General features: G+C 62.5%; 12 protein-coding genes. All 12 read right to left on the bottom strand.

Annotation, left to right across the window (positions count from 1 at the left end; all coding sequences use genetic code 11):
* Positions 1-71: 71 nt before the first annotated feature.
* Entirely contained in the window at positions 72-4,772 is a 4,701-nt protein-coding gene (locus ACP7DE_RS21400) for a glutamate synthase-related protein (RefSeq protein ID WP_426073971.1), read from the bottom strand.
* 194 nt (positions 4,773-4,966) lie between these two features.
* Entirely contained in the window at positions 4,967-5,674 is a 708-nt protein-coding gene (locus ACP7DE_RS21405) for a transposase (RefSeq protein WP_426073972.1), read from the bottom strand.
* Between the two features lie 154 nt (positions 5,675-5,828).
* A complete protein-coding gene (locus ACP7DE_RS21410; protein ID WP_426073973.1) occupies positions 5,829-6,509 on the bottom strand; it encodes a response regulator transcription factor in 681 nt (226 codons plus the stop codon).
* A gap of 137 nt (positions 6,510-6,646) precedes the next feature.
* A complete protein-coding gene (locus tag ACP7DE_RS21415; protein ID WP_426073974.1) occupies positions 6,647-7,783 on the bottom strand; it encodes an ATP-binding protein in 1,137 nt (378 codons plus the stop codon).
* Between the two features lie 51 nt (positions 7,784-7,834).
* On the bottom strand, positions 7,835-10,939 hold the full coding sequence (locus ACP7DE_RS21420) for a DEAD/DEAH box helicase (RefSeq protein ID WP_426073975.1): 3,105 nt from the start codon (positions 10,937-10,939) through the stop codon (positions 7,835-7,837).
* 210 nt (positions 10,940-11,149) lie between these two features.
* Positions 11,150-11,638 carry a YbjN domain-containing protein gene (locus tag ACP7DE_RS21425; RefSeq protein ID WP_426073976.1) on the bottom strand — a complete coding sequence of 163 codons (489 nt, stop codon included), beginning with the start codon at positions 11,636-11,638 and terminating at the stop codon, positions 11,150-11,152.
* A gap of 25 nt (positions 11,639-11,663) precedes the next feature.
* A complete protein-coding gene (locus ACP7DE_RS21430; RefSeq protein ID WP_426073977.1) occupies positions 11,664-12,353 on the bottom strand; it encodes a hypothetical protein in 690 nt (229 codons plus the stop codon).
* Between the two features lie 9 nt (positions 12,354-12,362).
* Complete coding sequence (locus ACP7DE_RS21435; RefSeq protein ID WP_426073978.1) at positions 12,363-14,069, bottom strand: putative porin; 1,707 nt, start codon at positions 14,067-14,069, stop codon at positions 12,363-12,365.
* 66 nt (positions 14,070-14,135) lie between these two features.
* Positions 14,136-14,852, bottom strand: a complete 717-nt coding sequence (locus tag ACP7DE_RS21440) for an energy transducer TonB family protein (protein ID WP_426073979.1) — start codon at positions 14,850-14,852, stop codon at positions 14,136-14,138.
* A gap of 10 nt (positions 14,853-14,862) precedes the next feature.
* A complete protein-coding gene (locus ACP7DE_RS21445) occupies positions 14,863-15,273 on the bottom strand; it encodes an ExbD/TolR family protein (protein WP_034753784.1) in 411 nt (136 codons plus the stop codon).
* A 13-nt stretch (positions 15,274-15,286) separates the two neighbouring features.
* Positions 15,287-17,068, bottom strand: a complete 1,782-nt coding sequence (locus ACP7DE_RS21450) for a DUF2341 domain-containing protein (RefSeq protein WP_426073980.1) — start codon at positions 17,066-17,068, stop codon at positions 15,287-15,289.
* Between the two features lie 56 nt (positions 17,069-17,124).
* Positions 17,125-18,756, bottom strand: a complete 1,632-nt coding sequence (locus tag ACP7DE_RS21455) for a ShlB/FhaC/HecB family hemolysin secretion/activation protein (protein WP_426073981.1) — start codon at positions 18,754-18,756, stop codon at positions 17,125-17,127.
* Between the last annotated feature and the right edge of the window lie 41 nt (positions 18,757-18,797).

The raw sequence follows: 18,797 nt of genomic DNA on the forward strand, positions 1-18,797 counted from the left end.
CCTTTTATATTTGCTGGCGGGGAGCGGCTGGGCCGCTCCCTGGTCATTCATTGGCAATGAGCTTAGCTGGCTCAGGCGGCGACGGCTTGTACTTCCATGGCGGCATCGGCAGCCATCTCAATCAGCGCGCGCTTGTATTCGTTCGGGAAAACTTTCACGAACTTGCCGCGCGCCGCGGCCCAGTCGTCCAGCAAGACGCGGGCGCGCGTGCTGCCCGTGTGCTTGAAGTGACGCTCGATCAGGCGCTTGAGGATGACTTCGTCGGCTTCCGGCACACCGTCGCGGTGCTGGGAATGCCAAGCATCGCGGTCGAGATGCTGTTCCGCTGCGGACACGACCTTGTCCAGGCTGACCATGGCCGTGTTGCACTTGCTGGCAAAATCGCCGGCCGGGTCATACACATAGGCGATCCCGCCCGACATGCCGGCTGCGAAGTTACGTCCCGTATTGCCCAACACCACCACCGTGCCACCCGTCATGTATTCGCAGCCATGGTCGCCCAGGCCCTCGACCACCGTGGTAGCGCCCGAGTTGCGTACGGCAAAGCGTTCACCGGCCACGCCATTGAAGAAGGCTTCGCCGGCAATCGCGCCGTACAGCACCGTGTTGCCGATGATGATGTTGTCCACGGCCCAGCCGCGAAATTCCGTATTCGGCCGCACGATGATGCGTCCGCCCGACAAGCCCTTGCCCACGTAATCGTTGCCCTCGCCCACCAGGTCGATCGTGATGCCGTGCGCCAGGAAGGCGCAGGCCGACTGGCCGGCCGTGCCTTGCAATTGAATGTGGATGGTGTCGTCCGGCAAGCCGGCGTGGCCATACTTTTTTGCCACTTCGCCGGACAACATGGTGCCCACCGTGCGGTTCAAGTTACGCACGGGCGAAATGAAGGAGACGCGCTCGCCCTTTTCCAGCGCCGCACGCGCTTGCGCGATCAGCTTGTGGTCCAGTGCTTTTTCCAGCGCATGATCCTGGAATTCCACATGGCGGCAGGCTAGTCCATCCGGCGTTTCCGGCTTGTAGAAGATGGCCGAGAAGTCCAGGCCCTGCGCCTTCCAGTGCGAAATCGCCTTCGATTTGTCCAGCAAGTCGACGCGGCCGATCAGTTCATCGTAGGTGCGGATGCCCAGCTGCGCCATCAATTGACGGGCTTCCTCGGCAACGAAGAAGAAGTAATTGACGACATACTCGGGCTTGCCGGAGAACTTGGCGCGCAGCACCGGATCTTGCGTGGCCACGCCCACGGGGCAGGTGTTCAGATGGCATTTGCGCATCATGATGCAGCCTTCGACCACCAGCGGCGCCGTGGCGAAACCGATCTCATCGGCACCCAGCAGGGCGGCGATAACCACGTCGCGGCCCGTCTTCATCTGGCCATCGGCTTGCACGCGGATGCGGCTGCGCAAGCCATTCAAGACCAGCGTTTGTTGCGTTTCGGCCAGACCCAGCTCCCACGGCGTACCCGCATGTTTCACGGACGACAATGGGGAGGCGCCCGTGCCGCCATCATGGCCGGCGACGACCACGTGGTCGGCTTTCGCCTTGGTAACGCCGGCGGCCACCGTGCCGATGCCCACTTCCGACACCAGTTTCACGGAAATCGAGGCGCGCGGATTGGCGTTCTTCAAGTCATGGATCAGCTGCGCCAGATCTTCGATCGAATAGATGTCGTGGTGCGGCGGCGGCGAAATCAGGCCCACCCCCGGCACGGAAAAGCGCAGGCTGGCGATGTATTCGGACACTTTATGGCCCGGCAACTGGCCGCCTTCGCCCGGTTTCGCGCCCTGCGCCATCTTGATCTGGATCTGGTCGGCCGAATTGAGGTAGGCCGCCGTGACGCCGAAACGTCCCGACGCCACCTGCTTGATGCGCGAGCGCATGGAATCGCCTTCCTGCAGCGGAATATCGACGACGATCTGCTCGGCGCCCACGATGGAAGCCATGGTGTCGCCCTGGCGGATCGGGATGCCCTTCAATTCCTGCGTGTAACGGTTCGGATCTTCGCCGCCCTCGCCCGTGTTCGACTTGCCACCGATGCGGTTCATGGCGACCGCCAAGGTGGCGTGCGCTTCCGTGCTGATTGAGCCCAGCGACATCGCGCCCGTGGCGAAACGCTTGACGATTTCCTTGGCAGGTTCCACTTCGTCGAGCGGTATTGCCTTGGTCGGGTCAAGCTTGAATTCGAACAGGCCGCGCAGGGTCAGGTGGCGACGGCTCTGGTCGTTGATGATTTGCGCGTACTCTTTATAGCTGGAGAAATTGTTGCTGCGCGTGGAGTGCTGCAGTTTCGCTATCGCGTCCGGCGTCCACATGTGGTCTTCGCCGCGCACGCGGAACGCATATTCGCCACCCGCGTCGAGCTTGTCGGCCAGTACGGGATCGTTGCCGAAGGCCAGCGCGTGCAAGCGCAGCGCTTCTTCCGCCACTTCAAACACGCCGATGCCTTCCACGTTCGACGCCGTTCCCTTGAAGTATTTGTCGACCAGCGACTTGTTCAAGCCGATGGCTTCGAAGATTTGCGCGCCGCAGTACGACATATACGTCGAAATGCCCATCTTCGACATGACTTTCATCAAGCCTTTGCCGACCGCCTTGGTGTAGTTATAAATGGCTTTGTCGGCCGACAAATCTCCGGGCAAGCCGTGCGCCATCTCGGCCAGGGTTTCCATGGCCAGGTAGGGATGGACGGCTTCCGCGCCATAGCCCGCAAGCAAGGCGAAGTGGTGCGTTTCGCGGGCCGAGCCCGTCTCCACGACGAGGCCGGTGGAAGCGCGCAAGCCCTTGCTCACCAGGTGCTGGTGCACAGTCGAGGTGGCCAGCAGCGCAGGGATCGCCACCTGGTCGGCGCAGATGGCGCGGTCCGAAACGATCAGGATGTTGTGGCCCGACTTGACGGCATCGACGGCTTCCGCGCACAGCGAGGCCAGGCACGCTTCCACGCCTTCCTTGCCCCAGGCCAGCGGGTAGCAGATATCCAGTTCATACGACTTGAACTTGCCGCCCGTGTGGGCACTGATGTTGCGCAAACGCGCCATGTCGTCAAAGCCCAGCACGGGCTGCGCCACTTCCAGGCGCATCGGCGGGTTGACGTTGTTGGTATCGAGCAAGTTCGGTTTCGGGCCGATGAACGACACCAGCGACATCACCATCGCTTCGCGGATCGGGTCGATCGGCGGGTTGGTCACTTGCGCGAACAGCTGCTTGAAGTAGTTGTACAAAGGCTTCAATTTGTTCGACATGACGGCCAGCGGCGAGTCATTGCCCATCGAACCCGTTGCCTCTTCGCCGGCCACGGCCATTGGCGCCATGAGGAATTTCAAGTCTTCCTGCGTGTAACCGAACGCCTGCTGGCGGTCCAGCAGCGATGGCTGGGCTTTTTCGCCCTGCGCGCGGTCCTGTTTCGCTTGTCCTTCGGCCAGCTTGATCTCGTCGAGCTTGATGCGCACCGAGTTGATCCATGCTTTATACGGCTTGGCGTTGGCGTAAGTGTTTTTAAGTTCCTGGTCATCGATGATGCGGCCCGCTTCCAGATCGATCAGGAACATCTTGCCAGGCTGCAAGCGCCATTTCTGGATGATCTTCGATTCGGGAATCGGCAGCACGCCCGATTCCGACGCCATCACCACCAGGTCGTCGTCGGTGACGATATAGCGCGCCGGACGCAAGCCATTGCGGTCCAAGGTGCCACCGATGTGGCGGCCATCGGTGAACGCCATGGCGGCGGGGCCATCCCACGGTTCCATCATGGCCGCGTGGTATTCATAGAAAGCGCGGCGGTTGTCATCCATGGTCGTGTGGTTTTCCCACGCTTCCGGAATCATCATCATCATCGCCTGGGCGATCGGATAGCCGGCCATCAGCAGCAGTTCCAGCGCATTGTCGAAGCACGCCGTGTCAGACTGGCCTTCATAGATCAGCGGGAAGAGTTTTTGCAGATCGTCGCCCAGCACGGCCGACTTCATCACGCCTTCGCGCGCGCGCATCCAGTTGAAGTTGCCTTTAACGGTATTGATCTCGCCGTTATGGGCGATCAGGCGGTACGGGTGGGCCAGCGGCCATTCGGGGAAGGTATTCGTCGAGAAACGCTGGTGCACCAGGGCCAGGGCCGAGATGCAGCGCGCGTCCTGCAAGTCTTTGTAGTACACGCCCACCTGGTCGGCCAGCAGCAAGCCTTTATAGACGATGGTACGCGCGGACATCGACGGCACGAAGAATTCCTTGCCGTGCAGCAGTTTCAAGGCCTGGATGGCGTGGCCCGACGATTTGCGGATCACATACAGTTTGCGCTCGAGCGCGTCGGTGACCATGATGTCCGGGCCGCGGCCGATGAAAATCTGGCGGATGACCGGTTCCTTGGCGCGCACGGTGGGCGACATCGGCATGTCCGTATCGATGGGCACGTTGCGCCAGCCCAGCACGACCTGGCCTTCGATGCGCACGGCGCGCTCAATTTCCTGTTCGCAGGCGATGCGCGACGCGTGTTCCTTGGGCAGGAAGACCATGCCCACGCCGTATTCACCAGGCGGCGGCAATTCCACGCCCTGCTTGGCCATTTCTTCGCGGTAGTACTGGTCGGGAATCTGGATCAGGATGCCGGCGCCATCGCCCATCAGCGCATCGGCGCCCACGGCGCCCCGGTGATCGAGGTTTTTCAGAATCAGCAAACCCTGTTCGACGATCGAATGGGTCTTGTTGCCCTTGATATGGGCGACGAAACCGACGCCGCAGGCATCGTGTTCATTGGCTGGGTCGTACAGGCCTTGCGCTTTCATGGGCTTCTCCGCTGCATATGACTATCGAAAAACTAGAGTAGTGCAACGCAACAAAAAACTCAACTACAAAAATTAGGGTCGGAGTCGAATTAAATTCTATTTCGTCGCTCTAAAAATTTAATAGGGACATAGTCAAAACGATTTCAATAAAACGTTAGAAAGGAACCATTTTTTGTTTTAAATGCGAATGTGTTTCAACTGGCGTCCGCTTCGGACACGATTTTGCGGGGACGGCCCCGCTTGGCAGGCAGCACTTGCCGCTGCATTTTCTGTTCCAACGCCTGCTTGAACGGCTCGGAACCCAGCGGCCAGCCCTTGAGTACAGCCTGTTCCACGGTTTTCACCTGGCTGCTGCCCAGGCCTTGCTCGAACAGGCGCAGGTACGCCGCCTCGCGGTCGAACGGCGTATTACCGAGCGCCCAGTACAGCGCATGGTCGGTGATGACGGGATCGGGGCGCACACCCGCGTGGTGGGCATAACTGGACCATGCGTGGTCCAATGCCTGGCCCACCAAACCCGTTTGCACGGGGACGCACTCCAGGTAGCGACAGCAAGTAAGAAAAAAATTGTCGGGATCGATGACGGAAGTTTTGTAGCGTCCCTGCCACAAAGCCCCTTCTCGGCCGTATTGTCGATTGAAATACGGCACGTAATAGCGCCCCAGCCACTGCATCAACTGCCCCAGGCCCGTTGCATCGCTTGGGGTGGCCAGTAAATGTAATTGATCTGGCAACAAAACATAGGCATGGATGGCCACCTTGAACATTTTCGCGCCCGTTTTCAGCCAGGACAAAAATTGCGCGTAGTCAGCCGCCTCCAGGAACACGGGCTGGCGGTTGCTGCCGCGCTGGATCACGTAATGGGGCAATGTAGGAATGATGAGGCGGGGCAAACGGGCCATGGCAGAATCGAAAAATGAAGGCTAAGGCCTTGATTTTACACACTTGCACGTACAAGACGCGACTCTGACCCTGTTTTATTGAACATACTGGCAAAAACGATTGACTCTGTCCCTTTTATGCAGCCCCCAGACTTGCGGGTGGCTGGCATCGAGATCAGGACAGATTAAAGCTGGCCGACAGACTGTAGCCCTCGCCATACGCGCTGCGCAGCGGCAAGTCCTGGCCCAGGCCCGTCTTGGCTTTCTTGCGCAGCCGGTACACGAGCATATCGACGCGGCGGCCCGCATCGGGATCTTCGCCACCCATGCCAGCCACGATGACGTCGCGCGGCACGGGGCGGGTATTGATGGTCAAGAGGTGCAGGAAGTTGAATTCTTTTTCCGTCAGGGCAATGACGGCGCCCATCAGTTCAAGTTGGCGAGCGCTTACTTTCAAGGTCCACTTACCAGGTTCCAGTACGGGATCTTGCGGCCCGACGCGACGGTCGAGCGCCTCGATGTGGGCGGCCAGTTCGGGAAATTTTATCGGCTTGGTCAGGTAATGGTCGGCGCCCAGGCGCAAGCCCAGGATACGGCTGTCGAAAGCGACACGCCCCGTCAGCACCAGTACGCCGATTTGCGGATACAGCTGGCGCATGCGGGGGATGACGTTGAAGCCGTCCTCATCGGGCAAGCCCAGGTCCAGCACGACCACGCCGACATTGCCATGACTCAACGCCGTCCACATCCCGCCAGCGGAGCTGGTGATATGGACTTCGTGTTCGAGCTCAACGAGAAACTCCGCCATGTCTTCCGCGTAGTCCAGATTGTCTTCGACGATCAATATTTTCGTCATTGCTACGCCATTCTTCCGTTAGTGAGCTACCGTGGGCAAACCATGCCATTCACTTCTGCACCATGATGGACGGCACAATAGGTTTACGTCAAGGAATTATCACGGTTGCCTTTAGCGGAAGCAAGGCTTTTCCTTGCCTAGACAGTAAGCGGCAGCCAAATGCGGAAAATGGCCCCGCCTTCGGGCAGATTATGCCCCTGCAAACTCCCCCCGTGCACCTCGACGACGGCGCGCGCCATGTACAGGCCCAGGCCCGCACCCGGATGCGTCGCATAGCGTCCACGGCTTCCTTTCACGAACAGCTGCGCCAGTTCTTCTTGCAGCAGGCCGGGCCCCGCATCGCGCACGCACAGCGCCACGCCGCCCTCGGGCACCAGCTTGCCCGACAGGATGATGACACTGCCCGGCGGGCTGAACTTGACGGCGTTGTCTAACAAGATTTGCAGGCATAAGGCCATGCCGGGCACATCGCAGCGCAGCCTGGCCGGCAAGTCCTCATCGAGGTCCAGCTGCACGCAGTAGTTGTCCGGTACGGTAGCGGCCGCCTGCTGCAGCAAGGCCAGCGGCGCGACGCCGTCGGCAGCCCGCTCGCGGCCGATGGCCGCCATGCGTTCAGGTGACAGGTAATCATCGATCATGCCCAGCAAACGGTCGACGGCCGTCTGGATTTTCACATAGCGCTTGCGCGTGGCCTCGTCGGCATCTTTCGATGTCGAGACGAGGCGCTGGATGGCGCCGTCGATGGTGGCCAGCGGCGTGCGGAATTCATGCGACAGCATCGAGGCGAAGCGCTTTTGCTCCTTTTCGCGTTCCGCTTCCTGCGCCTGGGCAGCACTGACGTCGCGCACCGTGCCCACCAGCGTGATGCTGCGCCCCGCCGCCGCGGGCACGATAGTCGAGCTGATTTCCAGCGCCAACGGATGCCCTTCGGCATGCGGCAGCGCCACTTCGCGCAACAGGGTCAAACGGCTGGCATCGCCATCGCGCCAGCGCTGCAGCCGGGCCGGCACGTCTGCCGTCAGACGCGCCGCGTGCTCGCGCAAGGCGGGCAAGTCATGGCCCGTCAGGCGCTGCGCGGCGGGGCTGATGTAGAGCAATTCGAGGGTAGTGGCGTCGAGCAGGAAAGTCGCGTCACGGCTGTGTTCGGCCAGCAGGCGGAACTGCGCTTCGCCCGCTCGCGCGCGCAGCAGGGCGCGGCGCAACTGGACGAAACGCAGCGCCATAAGGATGACGCCGGCAAGCAGCAGTAGAAGAAAGGGCAGAAAGGGCAGCATGCGTTTTGCCTGGCGAGAATGGAATGCGCCAAGTATAAGCGTGCGGCGCCCTTAATCTTCCAGTGGGGCAAAAATCTGCTGCAAGTCTTCCTGCGTGAGGGCCATCTTTTGCGACTCGCCTTCGGCCAGGATCGATTGCGCCAGCTCCGATTTCTTTTGCTGCAGCAGCTGGATTTTTTCTTCCAGCGTGCCCTTTGCGATCAGTTTATACACGAACACGGGCTTGTCCTGGCCGATGCGCCAGGCGCGGTCGGTGGCCTGGTTTTCCGCTGCCGGATTCCACCACGGATCGTAGTGGATCACCGTGTCGGCCGCCGTCAGGTTCAAGCCCACGCCGCCCGCCTTCAGGCTGATCAGGAAGATCGGCACGGCGCCCTGCTGGAAGGCCGCCACTTGCGCGCCCCGGTCCTTCGTTTCACCCGTCAGCAAGGCGTAGGGAATGTCGCGCGATTCCAGCTCTTCCTCAATCAATTCCAGCATGCTGGTAAATTGCGAAAAGACGAGAATCTTGCGCCCTTCGTCGAGCAAGTCTTCCACCATCTGCATCAGGTCGAGCAGCTTGGCCGAGCCGGCCGACTGCTTCTTCGCCGGCAGGGATTTCACCAGGCGCGGGTCGCAACAGACCTGGCGCAGTTTCAGCAGCGCTTCGAGGATGACGATCTGGCTGCGCGCCACGCCCTTCTTGTCGATTTCTTCGCGTACTTTTTGATCCATCGCAAGACGCACGGTTTCATACAGGTCGCGCTGCGGTCCCGTCAATTCCACCTTGCGCACCATTTCCGTCTTCGGCGGGAGCTCTTTGGCCACATTGTCCTTCGTGCGTCGCAGCAGGAAGGGTTTGATGCGACGATTCAGGAGCATGCGGCGCAGCGGGTCGTCCTGGCGCTCGATCGGATGACGGAACTGGCTATTGAAGGTTTTCTCGTCGCCCAACAAGCCCGGCAGCAGGAAGTGGAATTGCGACCACAGCTCGCCCAGATGATTTTCCAGCGGCGTGCCGGACAGGCACAGGCGGTGGCGCGCGCGCAACAGGCCCGCGCTTTGCGCCGCCTTGCTGCGCGTATTCTTGATGTAATGCGATTCGTCCAGGATGACCAGGTGGAAATCGTGCTCGCGCAGGGTTTCCTCGTCGCGCGGCAACAGGGCGTAGGTGGTCAGCACCAGGTCGCATTGGTCGATCTGGTCGAATTGCTGGGCGCGGTCCTTGCCTTGCAGCAGCAATACTTTCAGGCTAGGCGCAAATTTTGCCGCCTCGTCCTGCCAGTTGCCCATCAGGCTGGTCGGCGCGATAACGAGGGCGGGATGCGTGAGGCGTCCCGCTTCCTTTTCCACCAGGATATGCGCCAGCGTCTGCACGGTTTTACCGAGCCCCATGTCATCGGCCAAAATACCGGCCAAGTCATGGTCGCGCAGGAATTGCATCCACGCCAGGCCATCGGCCTGGTAATCGCGCAGGGTCGCTTGCAAACCGGCTGGCGCCGCCACTTTTTGCACGGAACCGAATTGGCTCAGCTTGCGGCCCATGGCGCGCAATTGCTCGCCGCCCGTCCAGCGCAGTTCCAGGCCCCGCGCCAGTTCTTCCAGGCGCGCCGCGTCCAGAGTCGACATGCGCACCGCATGTTTGATCTTGTCGCTGAAATACAGTTCCCCCAAGGTGTTGAGGATGGGGCGCACGCGGCCCCACGGCAGCGCCACGCGCGTGCCGTCCGGCAAGGTTGCCAGCATCTGGTCATCGTCGGCATGCGCCTCGATGACTTTCGGGTTGAAATCGTTGGGCGCGTTGCGGATCAGCTGCACCAGCACGGGCAGCAGCGGCACTCTTTCCTGATTGACGACGATGCCCAGTTCCAGCTCGAACCAGGCGTTGCCGCTCTCCGGGTCCTGGTCGTCGATCTCCGCATACCAGTCACCGGCCTCGCTCACATCGTAGCGGTACTTGGCCGTCTTTTCCACGATCCAGCCCTGCTCCAGCAAGGCATCGATGCCGGACTCGCCAAAACGCAGCCATTCCGCCTGGGACGGCAGCAACAAGGCGCCCTTCAAGCCGCTCAAGGGGGCGGCGCCCGGCTTCTTGAATTGCAGCTCGGCCAGGGTGGTCAGGGCGCGCGCTTCATCGAGCGTATTGCGCTGGATAATTTCCGTTACCTCGCCCACTTGCCGCACCACGCGCTGCGATGGGTCGAACGCGACGCGCTCGCCATCGTAGTCGTAGGACAGCACGGCGAAATCGCTCCAGCGCTGCGCGCTGCCATCGGCCAGCATGGCGCTGTCGAGCAGCAGGACCGGTTGCGCTGGCACATCCTTGCGCAAGCGCTGCGGCAACGGTTGCGGCAGCGGCATCAAATGCTGCAAGCCTTGTGCCAGCAGCAGTTGCGACACGCGTACCTTGTCGTTCGCATTCAACGGCGGCGCCTGCGCCACCAGCGCCTGCAAGTCGGCCAGGGAAATGTCGGAGCCGCCCTGGTTCAATTCCAGCACGCCGCACGACAGGTTGTCGATGTACCACGGCGGATCGGTGGGCAGCATGTAATCGATCTGGTCGGCGCCATGGTGCTTCGCGCCTTCCGGCGGGTCCACTTGCCAGCCCAGGCGCATGGTCTTGCCTTCGTCGCGCCAGAACAGGCGCGCGGGACGCACGGGACCTTCCTTCAAGGGATACACGAGGCCATTACCCACATCGGCCCAGGAATTGGCCCACAACAGTTTATCCTGCTCGGCCAGCATTTTCAGCAGGGCCGCGCCCACCTTGCCCTTCGGCTCCGTGGCGCTGCCCGTCTGCGAATTCTGCCCGCTGCGCATGGCCACGAAGAAACGCACGAGATCTTCGTCGGCCGGCGTCAAAAAGGTGGGCGGCGCCGACAACAGGGAAAAAATTTCACTGATGGGACTCGCTGCCGCCACGTCGCCATTCGGCCGCAGCCGCGCCTTGTACAGGCACAGGGCCACGTGGCGGCCACCGCTGGTGGGCGCCAGCACGTAGATCAAACGATGCTGGTTGAGTTTAGGGTCCGGTTCGGCAATGCTCAGCACCGCTTTCGGATGGGCGGCAGCCTCCACCCGCTGCAGCCAGGTGGCGACGGCATACGGCAAAGGCGCTCCCGGCGCGCTGGCCGGGGCAACTGGGGTTTCACTGGTTTCGTCGCGGGTAAAATCCATGGGGCGCATTTTTGTGTAAAGGTCGTATCCAAATCGGCAACAGGCAATATTATCCGCCATACAGGCGTTGCTGGCTTGATTCACACACGCTCTTTGAACAGTTTTAATGCGCGATGCCTAAAAAATAAGTATTTAATACGACACTTGGGACCCGCAAGCGGCAAAAAAGGCCCGTCACCGGCCATTTTTGCCGCCCGTGGACGGCACTTGTCAGGCCGACACAGTTTCTTCTTCTGCCACGCTGGCGGCCTCCATGACCGGTGCAGTGGCCGTGTCAGCAGGCGTAAAGTTACGCAAAAACAAGAAGAACTGACCCATCATCTGCGTCCACAGTTGCAGATTGATATTCAGGTACTCCTTGCTGACGCCGCCGGCGACCAGTACATCCATTTCCAGCACGACGAAATCACCATGCTGGGCCACGCGGGCAAAACGCTTGCTGCGGTGCCATTCGGCCAGCAAGCCGGCCGGCAAGTCGCCGCCCTGCACGCGCAGCGGGCAGCTCAGGGTCAGGTCCGCGTACTGGCCAGGCGCCGCTTCATTGCCCCACAGCACTTGAAAGCCGATGCCATGGCTGGCGCTGTGCAGGCGCACCACGCCGTCGTGTTCAATGCTCGTCACGGCGCAGCCGGCCGCCTTGATGGCGTCAGCCATTTGTTCCGCATTCAGGGTGGTCAGCAAGTTGTTGGTGTTTTCCATCGTCATTCCATTCATTTCAAAAAAATTATTGGGGTGCGGCCGCGGGCGCGGCCGGCGTTTCTGTTTGACGCGCATCAAAGCGGCCCTGGTACAACTGGTCGCCGTAATGCTGGGCGATTTGCTCGAGCTTGACGCGGCTTTGCGCGGCGAACGGCTGGCGCGCTTTCATGACGTCCAGCACGTCGAGGCCTTCATACGCTTGCAGGATTTCCTGCCCGGTCGCATACAGCTGGGCATTCTTGCTTTCGCAGCGCGCCAGGGCACCGCGCTGCGACGTCAATTCACCGTCGAGACGCGCACGCTCCGCTTCGATCTGCTTGCCCTTGGCGGCCAGTTGCTCGCCAGCCTGGCGGTACTGCGCCAGGCTGGCGCTTGCCTCTTGCGCGGCGGTGGCGCTGCGCTGTTGCTGCTCGCCCAGTTTTTCCCGCTGCGCGCGCTCCTGCGCCAGCTGCGAGTGGCTGCGTGCCAGTTCCTTTTTCAAGCCATCGCTGGCCGGTGCAGCGGCCACGGGCGCCACCTTGGCAGCAGGCGCGCCCTTGGCTTTGAGCAAGTCCAGCTCGCCGCGCGTCTGCTGCAATTGCGCCGTGACATTGCGCAACTCGGCACGCAAGCGCTCTTCCATGCTTTGCCCCTTCTGTCCCTGCGCCTGGGCGGCGCCACCGGCCAGCAGCATCAGCAGCAGGAGCGGCAAGCGCGTTTTGTTGAGTATCAACATTATGGCTCCTTAAAAACGCGCGTTCAGTTCGATTTGCAGGGTGTCGATCGACAGCGCAGAACCGAACACTTCGCGGCTCGACGTCCAGCGACCGTTCAACCAGGTATTCTTGTCGAGCGCATACGCGCCGCCCAGGTAGTAGCCGCGTGCATTCGTGCCGCCCAGGTGGAAAGTGGAATCGTTGTAGGCGTCAGGCAAGGCATCCGGTTCGATGCGCTTGTAGCCGAGCAGCACGTTCCAGTCGCCGCGCGCCGCCGGGCTGGCCTTGCCCAGGGTCGCCTGCAGCATGTAGGCATTGCCGCCGCTCCTGAAATCGGCTTGCGAGACGCCGCCCGTGCCACCAAAGTTGTTCATGATGCCGCCCTTGGCACGCGCCCACATGGCATTCTTGTCGTAAGCCATGTTGCGCACATAATCGCCTTCGATGCGCAAGTCCGTGCCGCCGGCCACCTTGCTATCCCAGCGCGCATTCAGATTGGCCAGGCGGAACTTCGACGCCAGGCCGACGAATTGCGGCTGCGGCGTATTTGCCGGGTCGAGCGGGTTCAACGCGATATTGCGCAGCAGCATCAAGCTATTGCCCTTTTGCATGCTCGATGGACGCGACCAGTCCGTGTTGCAGCCATCGGCGCCCGCGTACAACGCGCACGGCTGCGAGTACTCGCCGCTGATGTTGCGGAAGTTGTAGTAGGCCAGCGCACCGCGCAATTGATGGTCGCTATTGATCTTCCACGAGGCGCCCACCTGCGCGCCCAGCAGCCATTTGTTTTCGCTGGACATTTTTGCCTGGCTGCGGCTAGGCGCATTGTCGGACGAATACTCGAGCGGGATCAGGCCCAGCGTGCCGAACACGGTGACGTCCTTATTTGCGCCCACCGGTTGCTGCACCTTGGCGGCGATGCCGTCAAAATTGAGTTCGCTGGAAAACAGTTCGTCGCCGGACACAAACGGGTTGTCGAAGCGGCCCGCCGTCAGTTTCAGCCACGAAGCGGGCTGGTAGGACAGCCAGGCCTGGTCCAGCCAGATGTTTTTCTTGCCCAGGCCACCGCCCAGGGTTTGCGTGGTGGACACCGGGCTGTCATCGTTGCCGCTGGCCAAGCGTATGCCCGCTTGCGTGCTGTCGGAAATGTCGGCCAGGATGCCCAGGCGGGCGCGCGCGCGCAGCAAGTGCTTGCGGTCTTCGCGCGTGTTCAGCAGCGCCGGCAGGGCCAGGTTGGTATTCGAATTGACGTCGTAGCCGCTGCCGCTGTTGAGCGAGCGCCAGTCGATCTCGATATTGCTGTTGGCCATGTCGTAATAGCGCGATTCGTAGCGCGCGCGCACGTCGCCTTCCAGGCGGATGCGCTTGGTCCAGGCCGGCGTTTCATTCGGTGCCGCCCAGCCGCCCGCCTTCGCTTCGGCCAGCACTTGTCCCTTGATCTCGTCGCGGATCTGCTCGCGCACTGTTTGCGAAATATACGGCACGCGCACATCGCCCGCCTGCACCTGCGCCAGGGCCGTTGGCGCAGCGGCCGGACGGGCTTGCGCTGCGGCCAGCGCTTCGCTCTGCGCCTGCGCCAGCAGCGCTTCGCCGGCATCCTTGTTCAGGGCGCCGCTCTGGATCAAGCCGCGGATCAGTTTGACCATGGTGCTGTCGGCCGGTGCAGTCTGGGCTTGCGCCGCGCCTGCCGCCACACTCAGGGCGAAGGCAGCCAGCGCCAGCGGAAGGCGGCGCATACGCTGTGAGGGGAAAAATATGGAATTCATTGTTTCTTTCGGTAAAAATTAAAATGAATGTGTGCACTACGGCCGGCGGCCTTTGATTGAAACGCGGGCCGGGAAACGCAAGGACGCCGGCGGCCGCTCATCGGCGCGGAAGTCGCGCACCATGGCCAACACCTGCTCATCCGTCTGCGCATTGCCCGTGCCTTGCACCAGCTGCACTTTCGTCGTCCTGCCTTCCGTATCGAGCCACAGGTCGACGCGGATGTCGGCAAACGCCAGCTGGCGCGTGCGCGGGTCGCGGGCGAACGCCATCTGCAAGGCATTCGCCACATAGCGGCCATACGATCCCGCGCCGAGGCCGCCACCACCGCCGCCGCCTGTCATGCCGCCGCCGCGCCCGGCCTGGATACCGAAGGCGTCGCTGCCAGCCTGCGCCGCGCCATCGATGGTGACGGGGTCGCCCTTGTCCGGCGACGGACTTTCCGGCGCGTCATCCATGGGCTTGTCGGCCGGCGTCGGTTCCGGCTCCGACACTTCCGGCACCACCTTGTCGGGCGTCGGTTCCGGCAGTTTTTCCGGTTCCGGCGGCGGCGGTGGCGGCGGTGGCAGCATCAGCATCGGCGGGGCCGCCACTTCGCGCTTGGTGGCGGCCGTGTCGGACAGCAAATACCAGACCAGCGCGGCCAGTGCAGCAGCCAGCAGCGCGCCACCGGCCACGCCGCCCCAGCGGCGCCACCACTGCGCCGCGCCCGACGGTTCCGAGGCAGCCGTCTTCATCATGTCGTCACGCTTCACCTTGCGCTCCTCATGCCGGCTTGCCGGTCACCAGGCCCACCTGGTTCAGGTCGATGCGGCGCAGCAAGTCGAGCACTTCGACCACTTTCGCGTACTGCACGGCGGCATCGCCGCGCACGATCACGGGAAAGTCGGGCGTCAAGGCCTTTTCCGTGCGCAAGCGCTCTTCCAGCTCGGGCAAGGTGACGGGATAGGCATCGAGGAAGACCTGGCCCGCGTTGTCGATGGTGATGGCCTTGGTCTTCGGTTTTTCCAGCGCCATGGCCGAGCTGGCCTTGGGCAGGTCGACCTTGATGCCGGGAATGCTGGCGTTGCTGGTCAAAATGAAGATCACCAGCACCACCAGCAGCACGTCGACGAAGGGCGTGATGTTGATGCCGCCGCTACGCTTGCGGGGGGTAAACTTGGCGGAGGTGGCCATGGTTATGCGCCCCTCACGCCTGTTGCAGCACGGGACGCATCTGCCGTCCGTCGCCCTGCTCTTCAGCCAGACGTGTGGCAAATTCATCGACGAAGACAGCCATATCGGCGACGATGGCGTCCGAACGCGAGGACAGCCAGTTGTAGCCAAACAGGGCGGGAATCGCCACGCCCAGGCCCGCAGCCGTACACAACAGCGCAGCAGCCATCCCCGGCGCCACCGAGTTGATGTCCACGGCGCCGGCCATGGCCGCCACGACGAACACCAGCATGATGCCGATCACGGTGCCGAACAGGCCCACGTATGGCGCGCCTTCGATGGTGGTCGAGAGCCAGATCATGCGTTTCGACATGCGTTCGCTTTCGCGCACCATCACGCCATCCATGGCCGCGCGGATGGCGCCGATGGTGGCGTTCGAAACGGCGTTCAAGTCGTAGCCGCGGTCATGCCGGCGGCGCATCTCGTCGATGGCTACGTCATACAGGCGCCACAGCGAGGAATCCGTCTTCACGGAAGTGCTCAGCTTGCCGTTACGCGCCAGGTGATCGAGCGGCGCGCCGGCCGCTTCGTGGAACGACTGCATGAATTGCGCATTCGCACGCGCAATGGCGCCATAGCTGCGGCCCTTGCCGATCATGATGATCCACGACAAGACCATCATCAAGCCCAGCAAGCCCACGACGATCCAGGCGTCGAGCGGCATGGCGGCGATGATGAAGCCGAAATGGCTTTTACCGGCCTGCTGTTCATCGGCGCCAAACACCGCCAGGCGCGATTCGGAACCTTGCGAGACGGCATCGGCCAGCAGCAGCGCATCGGGACGGGCCGTGCGCGACAGGCGCAGCTCGTCGATGGCGCCCGTGAAGTTGGCCAGGGTTTCGGCACCGGAGGCGGCCGGAGGCGCATCGGCGCCCACCGAGGCCGCCGTGCTGAACGCCGGCAGGGCGGTGGCCAGCGAGACGGCCGGACGGCCGCCCACATACAGGGCCACATTGTTTTTATCGGCTTTGACAGCCAGGTGCGACCATTGCGCAGCCTGGATCGGTTGGCCAGGCTTGCTGCGCTGGCCATTTACCTGCACGAACGGCACGCCCTGGTCGATACCGATCAGCAATTCACTGGTGCCATCGCGGCGTGCATACAGCACTTGTCGCGCACCCAGGCTGTCCGGACGGACCCAGGCCGAGAAGGTAAATGGCGCAGCGGCGGCCAGCGCCAGCGAAGGCGAGGCGGGCAGCATCAATGGCGTGGTGCCCAGGCGGGCGCCGGCGCCGATGACGGAACCGTCGAGCGCCGGCACGGCCGTCTGGGCATGGTTGCCGTAGGCGGTGCTGTCGCGCGAGGGCACGCCCGGTTCGCTGAAGTGGTACACCAGGCTGTAGTCGGGGTCAAAAGTCCGCTGGCCATTGCCGGACGCGGGCGCCTTCGGATTGCCGTAATACATCCACAATTTTTGCGGCGTGCCCGCGCTCAGGGCCGGTACATCAACCCAGATCAGGGCGATGCCCAGCAGCGGGTTGAATTGCTCGATCTGGTGGTTCAGCACCGTCTTGTCGTCGCCCGCCACGAAGCGCAGGTCGGCGCCGTTGTCGCTGACGCCTTCAAAGTTGAAGTTACCCGAATGCAAGCGCAGCAGCACGGGAATGCGGCCGGGATCGCCGCCCACGGCACCGGCTTTCGGGCCGGCATCGACGGTGACGGGTTTGCGGTAAGCCCAGTCGGGCTGCCACCAGGCATGCGCCAGGCCGGGAACGAGCGTGCCCAGGATCGTGAGCAAAAAAAGAAAACGTTGCATGACAGTGATTCTCCGAAGAAAAGTCTAAAAAAGTACAGTGCTGGTGAGCTGGCCCGTCAGTAGCTGGCCGACAGGTTGAAATTGATGCGGCGCACGTGTTTGTGCGTGCGCGGGCCATCGCGCAGCGGGTAAGCAAAATCGATGCGGCCATTCAGGTAGCGCAGGAACTGGAAGCTGCTGCCCACGCCCACGGACGCCAGGCCGAACAGGTCTTTCTGTTCCGGCAGCGGGTCACGCAAGCGCAGGCGCGCGCCATCGGCAAAGGCAAACAAACGCCAGTTTTCCAGGCGGTTGAAATACGTCAGCTGGGGCGTGCGCCATTCGACGCTGCCCGAGACGCCGTAGTCGCCCGTCGCTTCGGCCGACAGATAGCCGCGCACGGAATTGGCGCCGCCGGCGGCCATCTGTTCACCCGACACCAGCGCCGCATCGGCCAGTTGGCCCGCCAGCTTGCCGTACAGCTGCGCGCCGCTGCCCAGGGTGGTGGTCACGTTGGCATCGCCCTTGAGCACGAGGAAGCTGGGCGAGGCCTTGTAGCGCTTGTTGTCGTAGGCGGCGCTGTCGCTGCCATAGCCGAACGCGGCGCGCGTGCCGGCCACCAGCGACAGGCCCAGGCCGTAGGTCGCCGTCTCCGTCTGCGCAAAACCGTTGTAGGCCACGCTGAGCGGCACGTACTTCAGGGGTATGCTGGAACCGGCGCCATTCAGTTGCAGCGCTTCCTGGTTATCCTTGAAATCGATGCCGCCGCTAAAGCTGTGCCACCAGATGCCGCTATTGGGCACCGTGTAGTTGAGCTTCATGCCCAGCGCATGGCCCTTGCCCAGCACGCTGGTGCCGCCGGTGCTGGCCACGTTGCTGTTCGACTGGTAGCCGGTCGCCTCCACGCTCCAGCCCTGCGTGCCGATGGGTGCCACGTACGAGGCGGACCACACCTTGGTCTGGTTCAGGTCGCCCGGCGTGCCGAAAAAGCTGAGGGTGGCGCTATGCCCGAGCTGCCACAGGTTGTCGTGGCCGACCGACATGCTGGTGCGCAGCTTTTTCGTATCGGCGCTGTAATCGTTGTTCAAGCCCACGCTGGCGCGCCACGGGCTGCTGTCTTCCACTTTCAAGTCCACGTCCATGGTGCCGGGCAGGCTGCCCTGCTTGACCAGCGGCATCACCTGGCGCTTGGGGCCGCGGTTCAGGGCCGTCAGTTCCACTTGCGCCTGCGTAAAGTCGGGCACCTTGCCCTCCGTCAGTGCCGGCACTTGCTGGCGCACGTCGAGCGGCGAGTTGTATTGCGCACCGACGACGCGCAAGCGTCCCACCTTGGTTTCGCTCACCTGCAGCACCACCACGCCCTGCTCCACCTGCTGCTCCGGCAAGTCCACGTAGACGGACTGGTAGCCACGCGCCTGGTAGGCGGCAACGAGGGCGTCACGCGCCCCCTCCACGTCCTTCAGGCTGCGGCCCGGCCCCAGGAAGGGCGTGACCGCCTCTTCGATGGCACGCGCATCGAGCACGGTATTGCCGCGCACCAGGTATTCCTCGATCGTCACTTGCCGTTCCGGCACGGCCGGCGCGGCGACAACTGTTTCCTGAGCGCAGCTCATGCCGGGCAACGCCAGCATGGCCAGGCACAGCATCGTCAAGGCGGTCGCGGGTGCCGCTGGTGCTGCCCCCTTGCCCTGTTTTTTCATCTCACGCATCTTCCATTCACCTTAAAATCAAACGGTTGCCCTGTATTGCG

Source organism: Janthinobacterium sp. DSP2-3-3 (genome assembly GCF_049897325.1).
GTDB lineage: Bacteria > Pseudomonadota > Gammaproteobacteria > Burkholderiales > Burkholderiaceae_D > Janthinobacterium.

Coding starts and splice junctions, on each gene's coding strand:
- ACP7DE_RS21410 (WP_426073973.1), bottom strand. CDS start 6,509: ATGACGAAAATATTGATCGTCGAAGACAATCTGGACTACGCGGAAGAC.
- ACP7DE_RS21455 (WP_426073981.1), bottom strand. CDS start 18,756: ATGCGTGAGATGAAAAAACAGGGCAAGGGGGCAGCACCAGCGGCACCC.
- ACP7DE_RS21415 (WP_426073974.1), bottom strand. CDS start 7,783: ATGCTGCCCTTTCTGCCCTTTCTTCTACTGCTGCTTGCCGGCGTCATC.
- ACP7DE_RS21435 (WP_426073978.1), bottom strand. CDS start 14,069: ATGCGCCGCCTTCCGCTGGCGCTGGCTGCCTTCGCCCTGAGTGTGGCG.
- ACP7DE_RS21445 (WP_034753784.1), bottom strand. CDS start 15,273: ATGGCCACCTCCGCCAAGTTTACCCCCCGCAAGCGTAGCGGCGGCATC.
- ACP7DE_RS21420 (WP_426073975.1), bottom strand. CDS start 10,939: ATGGATTTTACCCGCGACGAAACCAGTGAAACCCCAGTTGCCCCGGCC.
- ACP7DE_RS21450 (WP_426073980.1), bottom strand. CDS start 17,068: ATGCAACGTTTTCTTTTTTTGCTCACGATCCTGGGCACGCTCGTTCCC.
- ACP7DE_RS21430 (WP_426073977.1), bottom strand. CDS start 12,353: ATGTTGATACTCAACAAAACGCGCTTGCCGCTCCTGCTGCTGATGCTG.
- ACP7DE_RS21425 (WP_426073976.1), bottom strand. CDS start 11,638: ATGGAAAACACCAACAACTTGCTGACCACCCTGAATGCGGAACAAATG.
- ACP7DE_RS21405 (WP_426073972.1), bottom strand. CDS start 5,674: ATGGCCCGTTTGCCCCGCCTCATCATTCCTACATTGCCCCATTACGTG.
- ACP7DE_RS21400 (WP_426073971.1), bottom strand. CDS start 4,772: ATGAAAGCGCAAGGCCTGTACGACCCAGCCAATGAACACGATGCCTGC.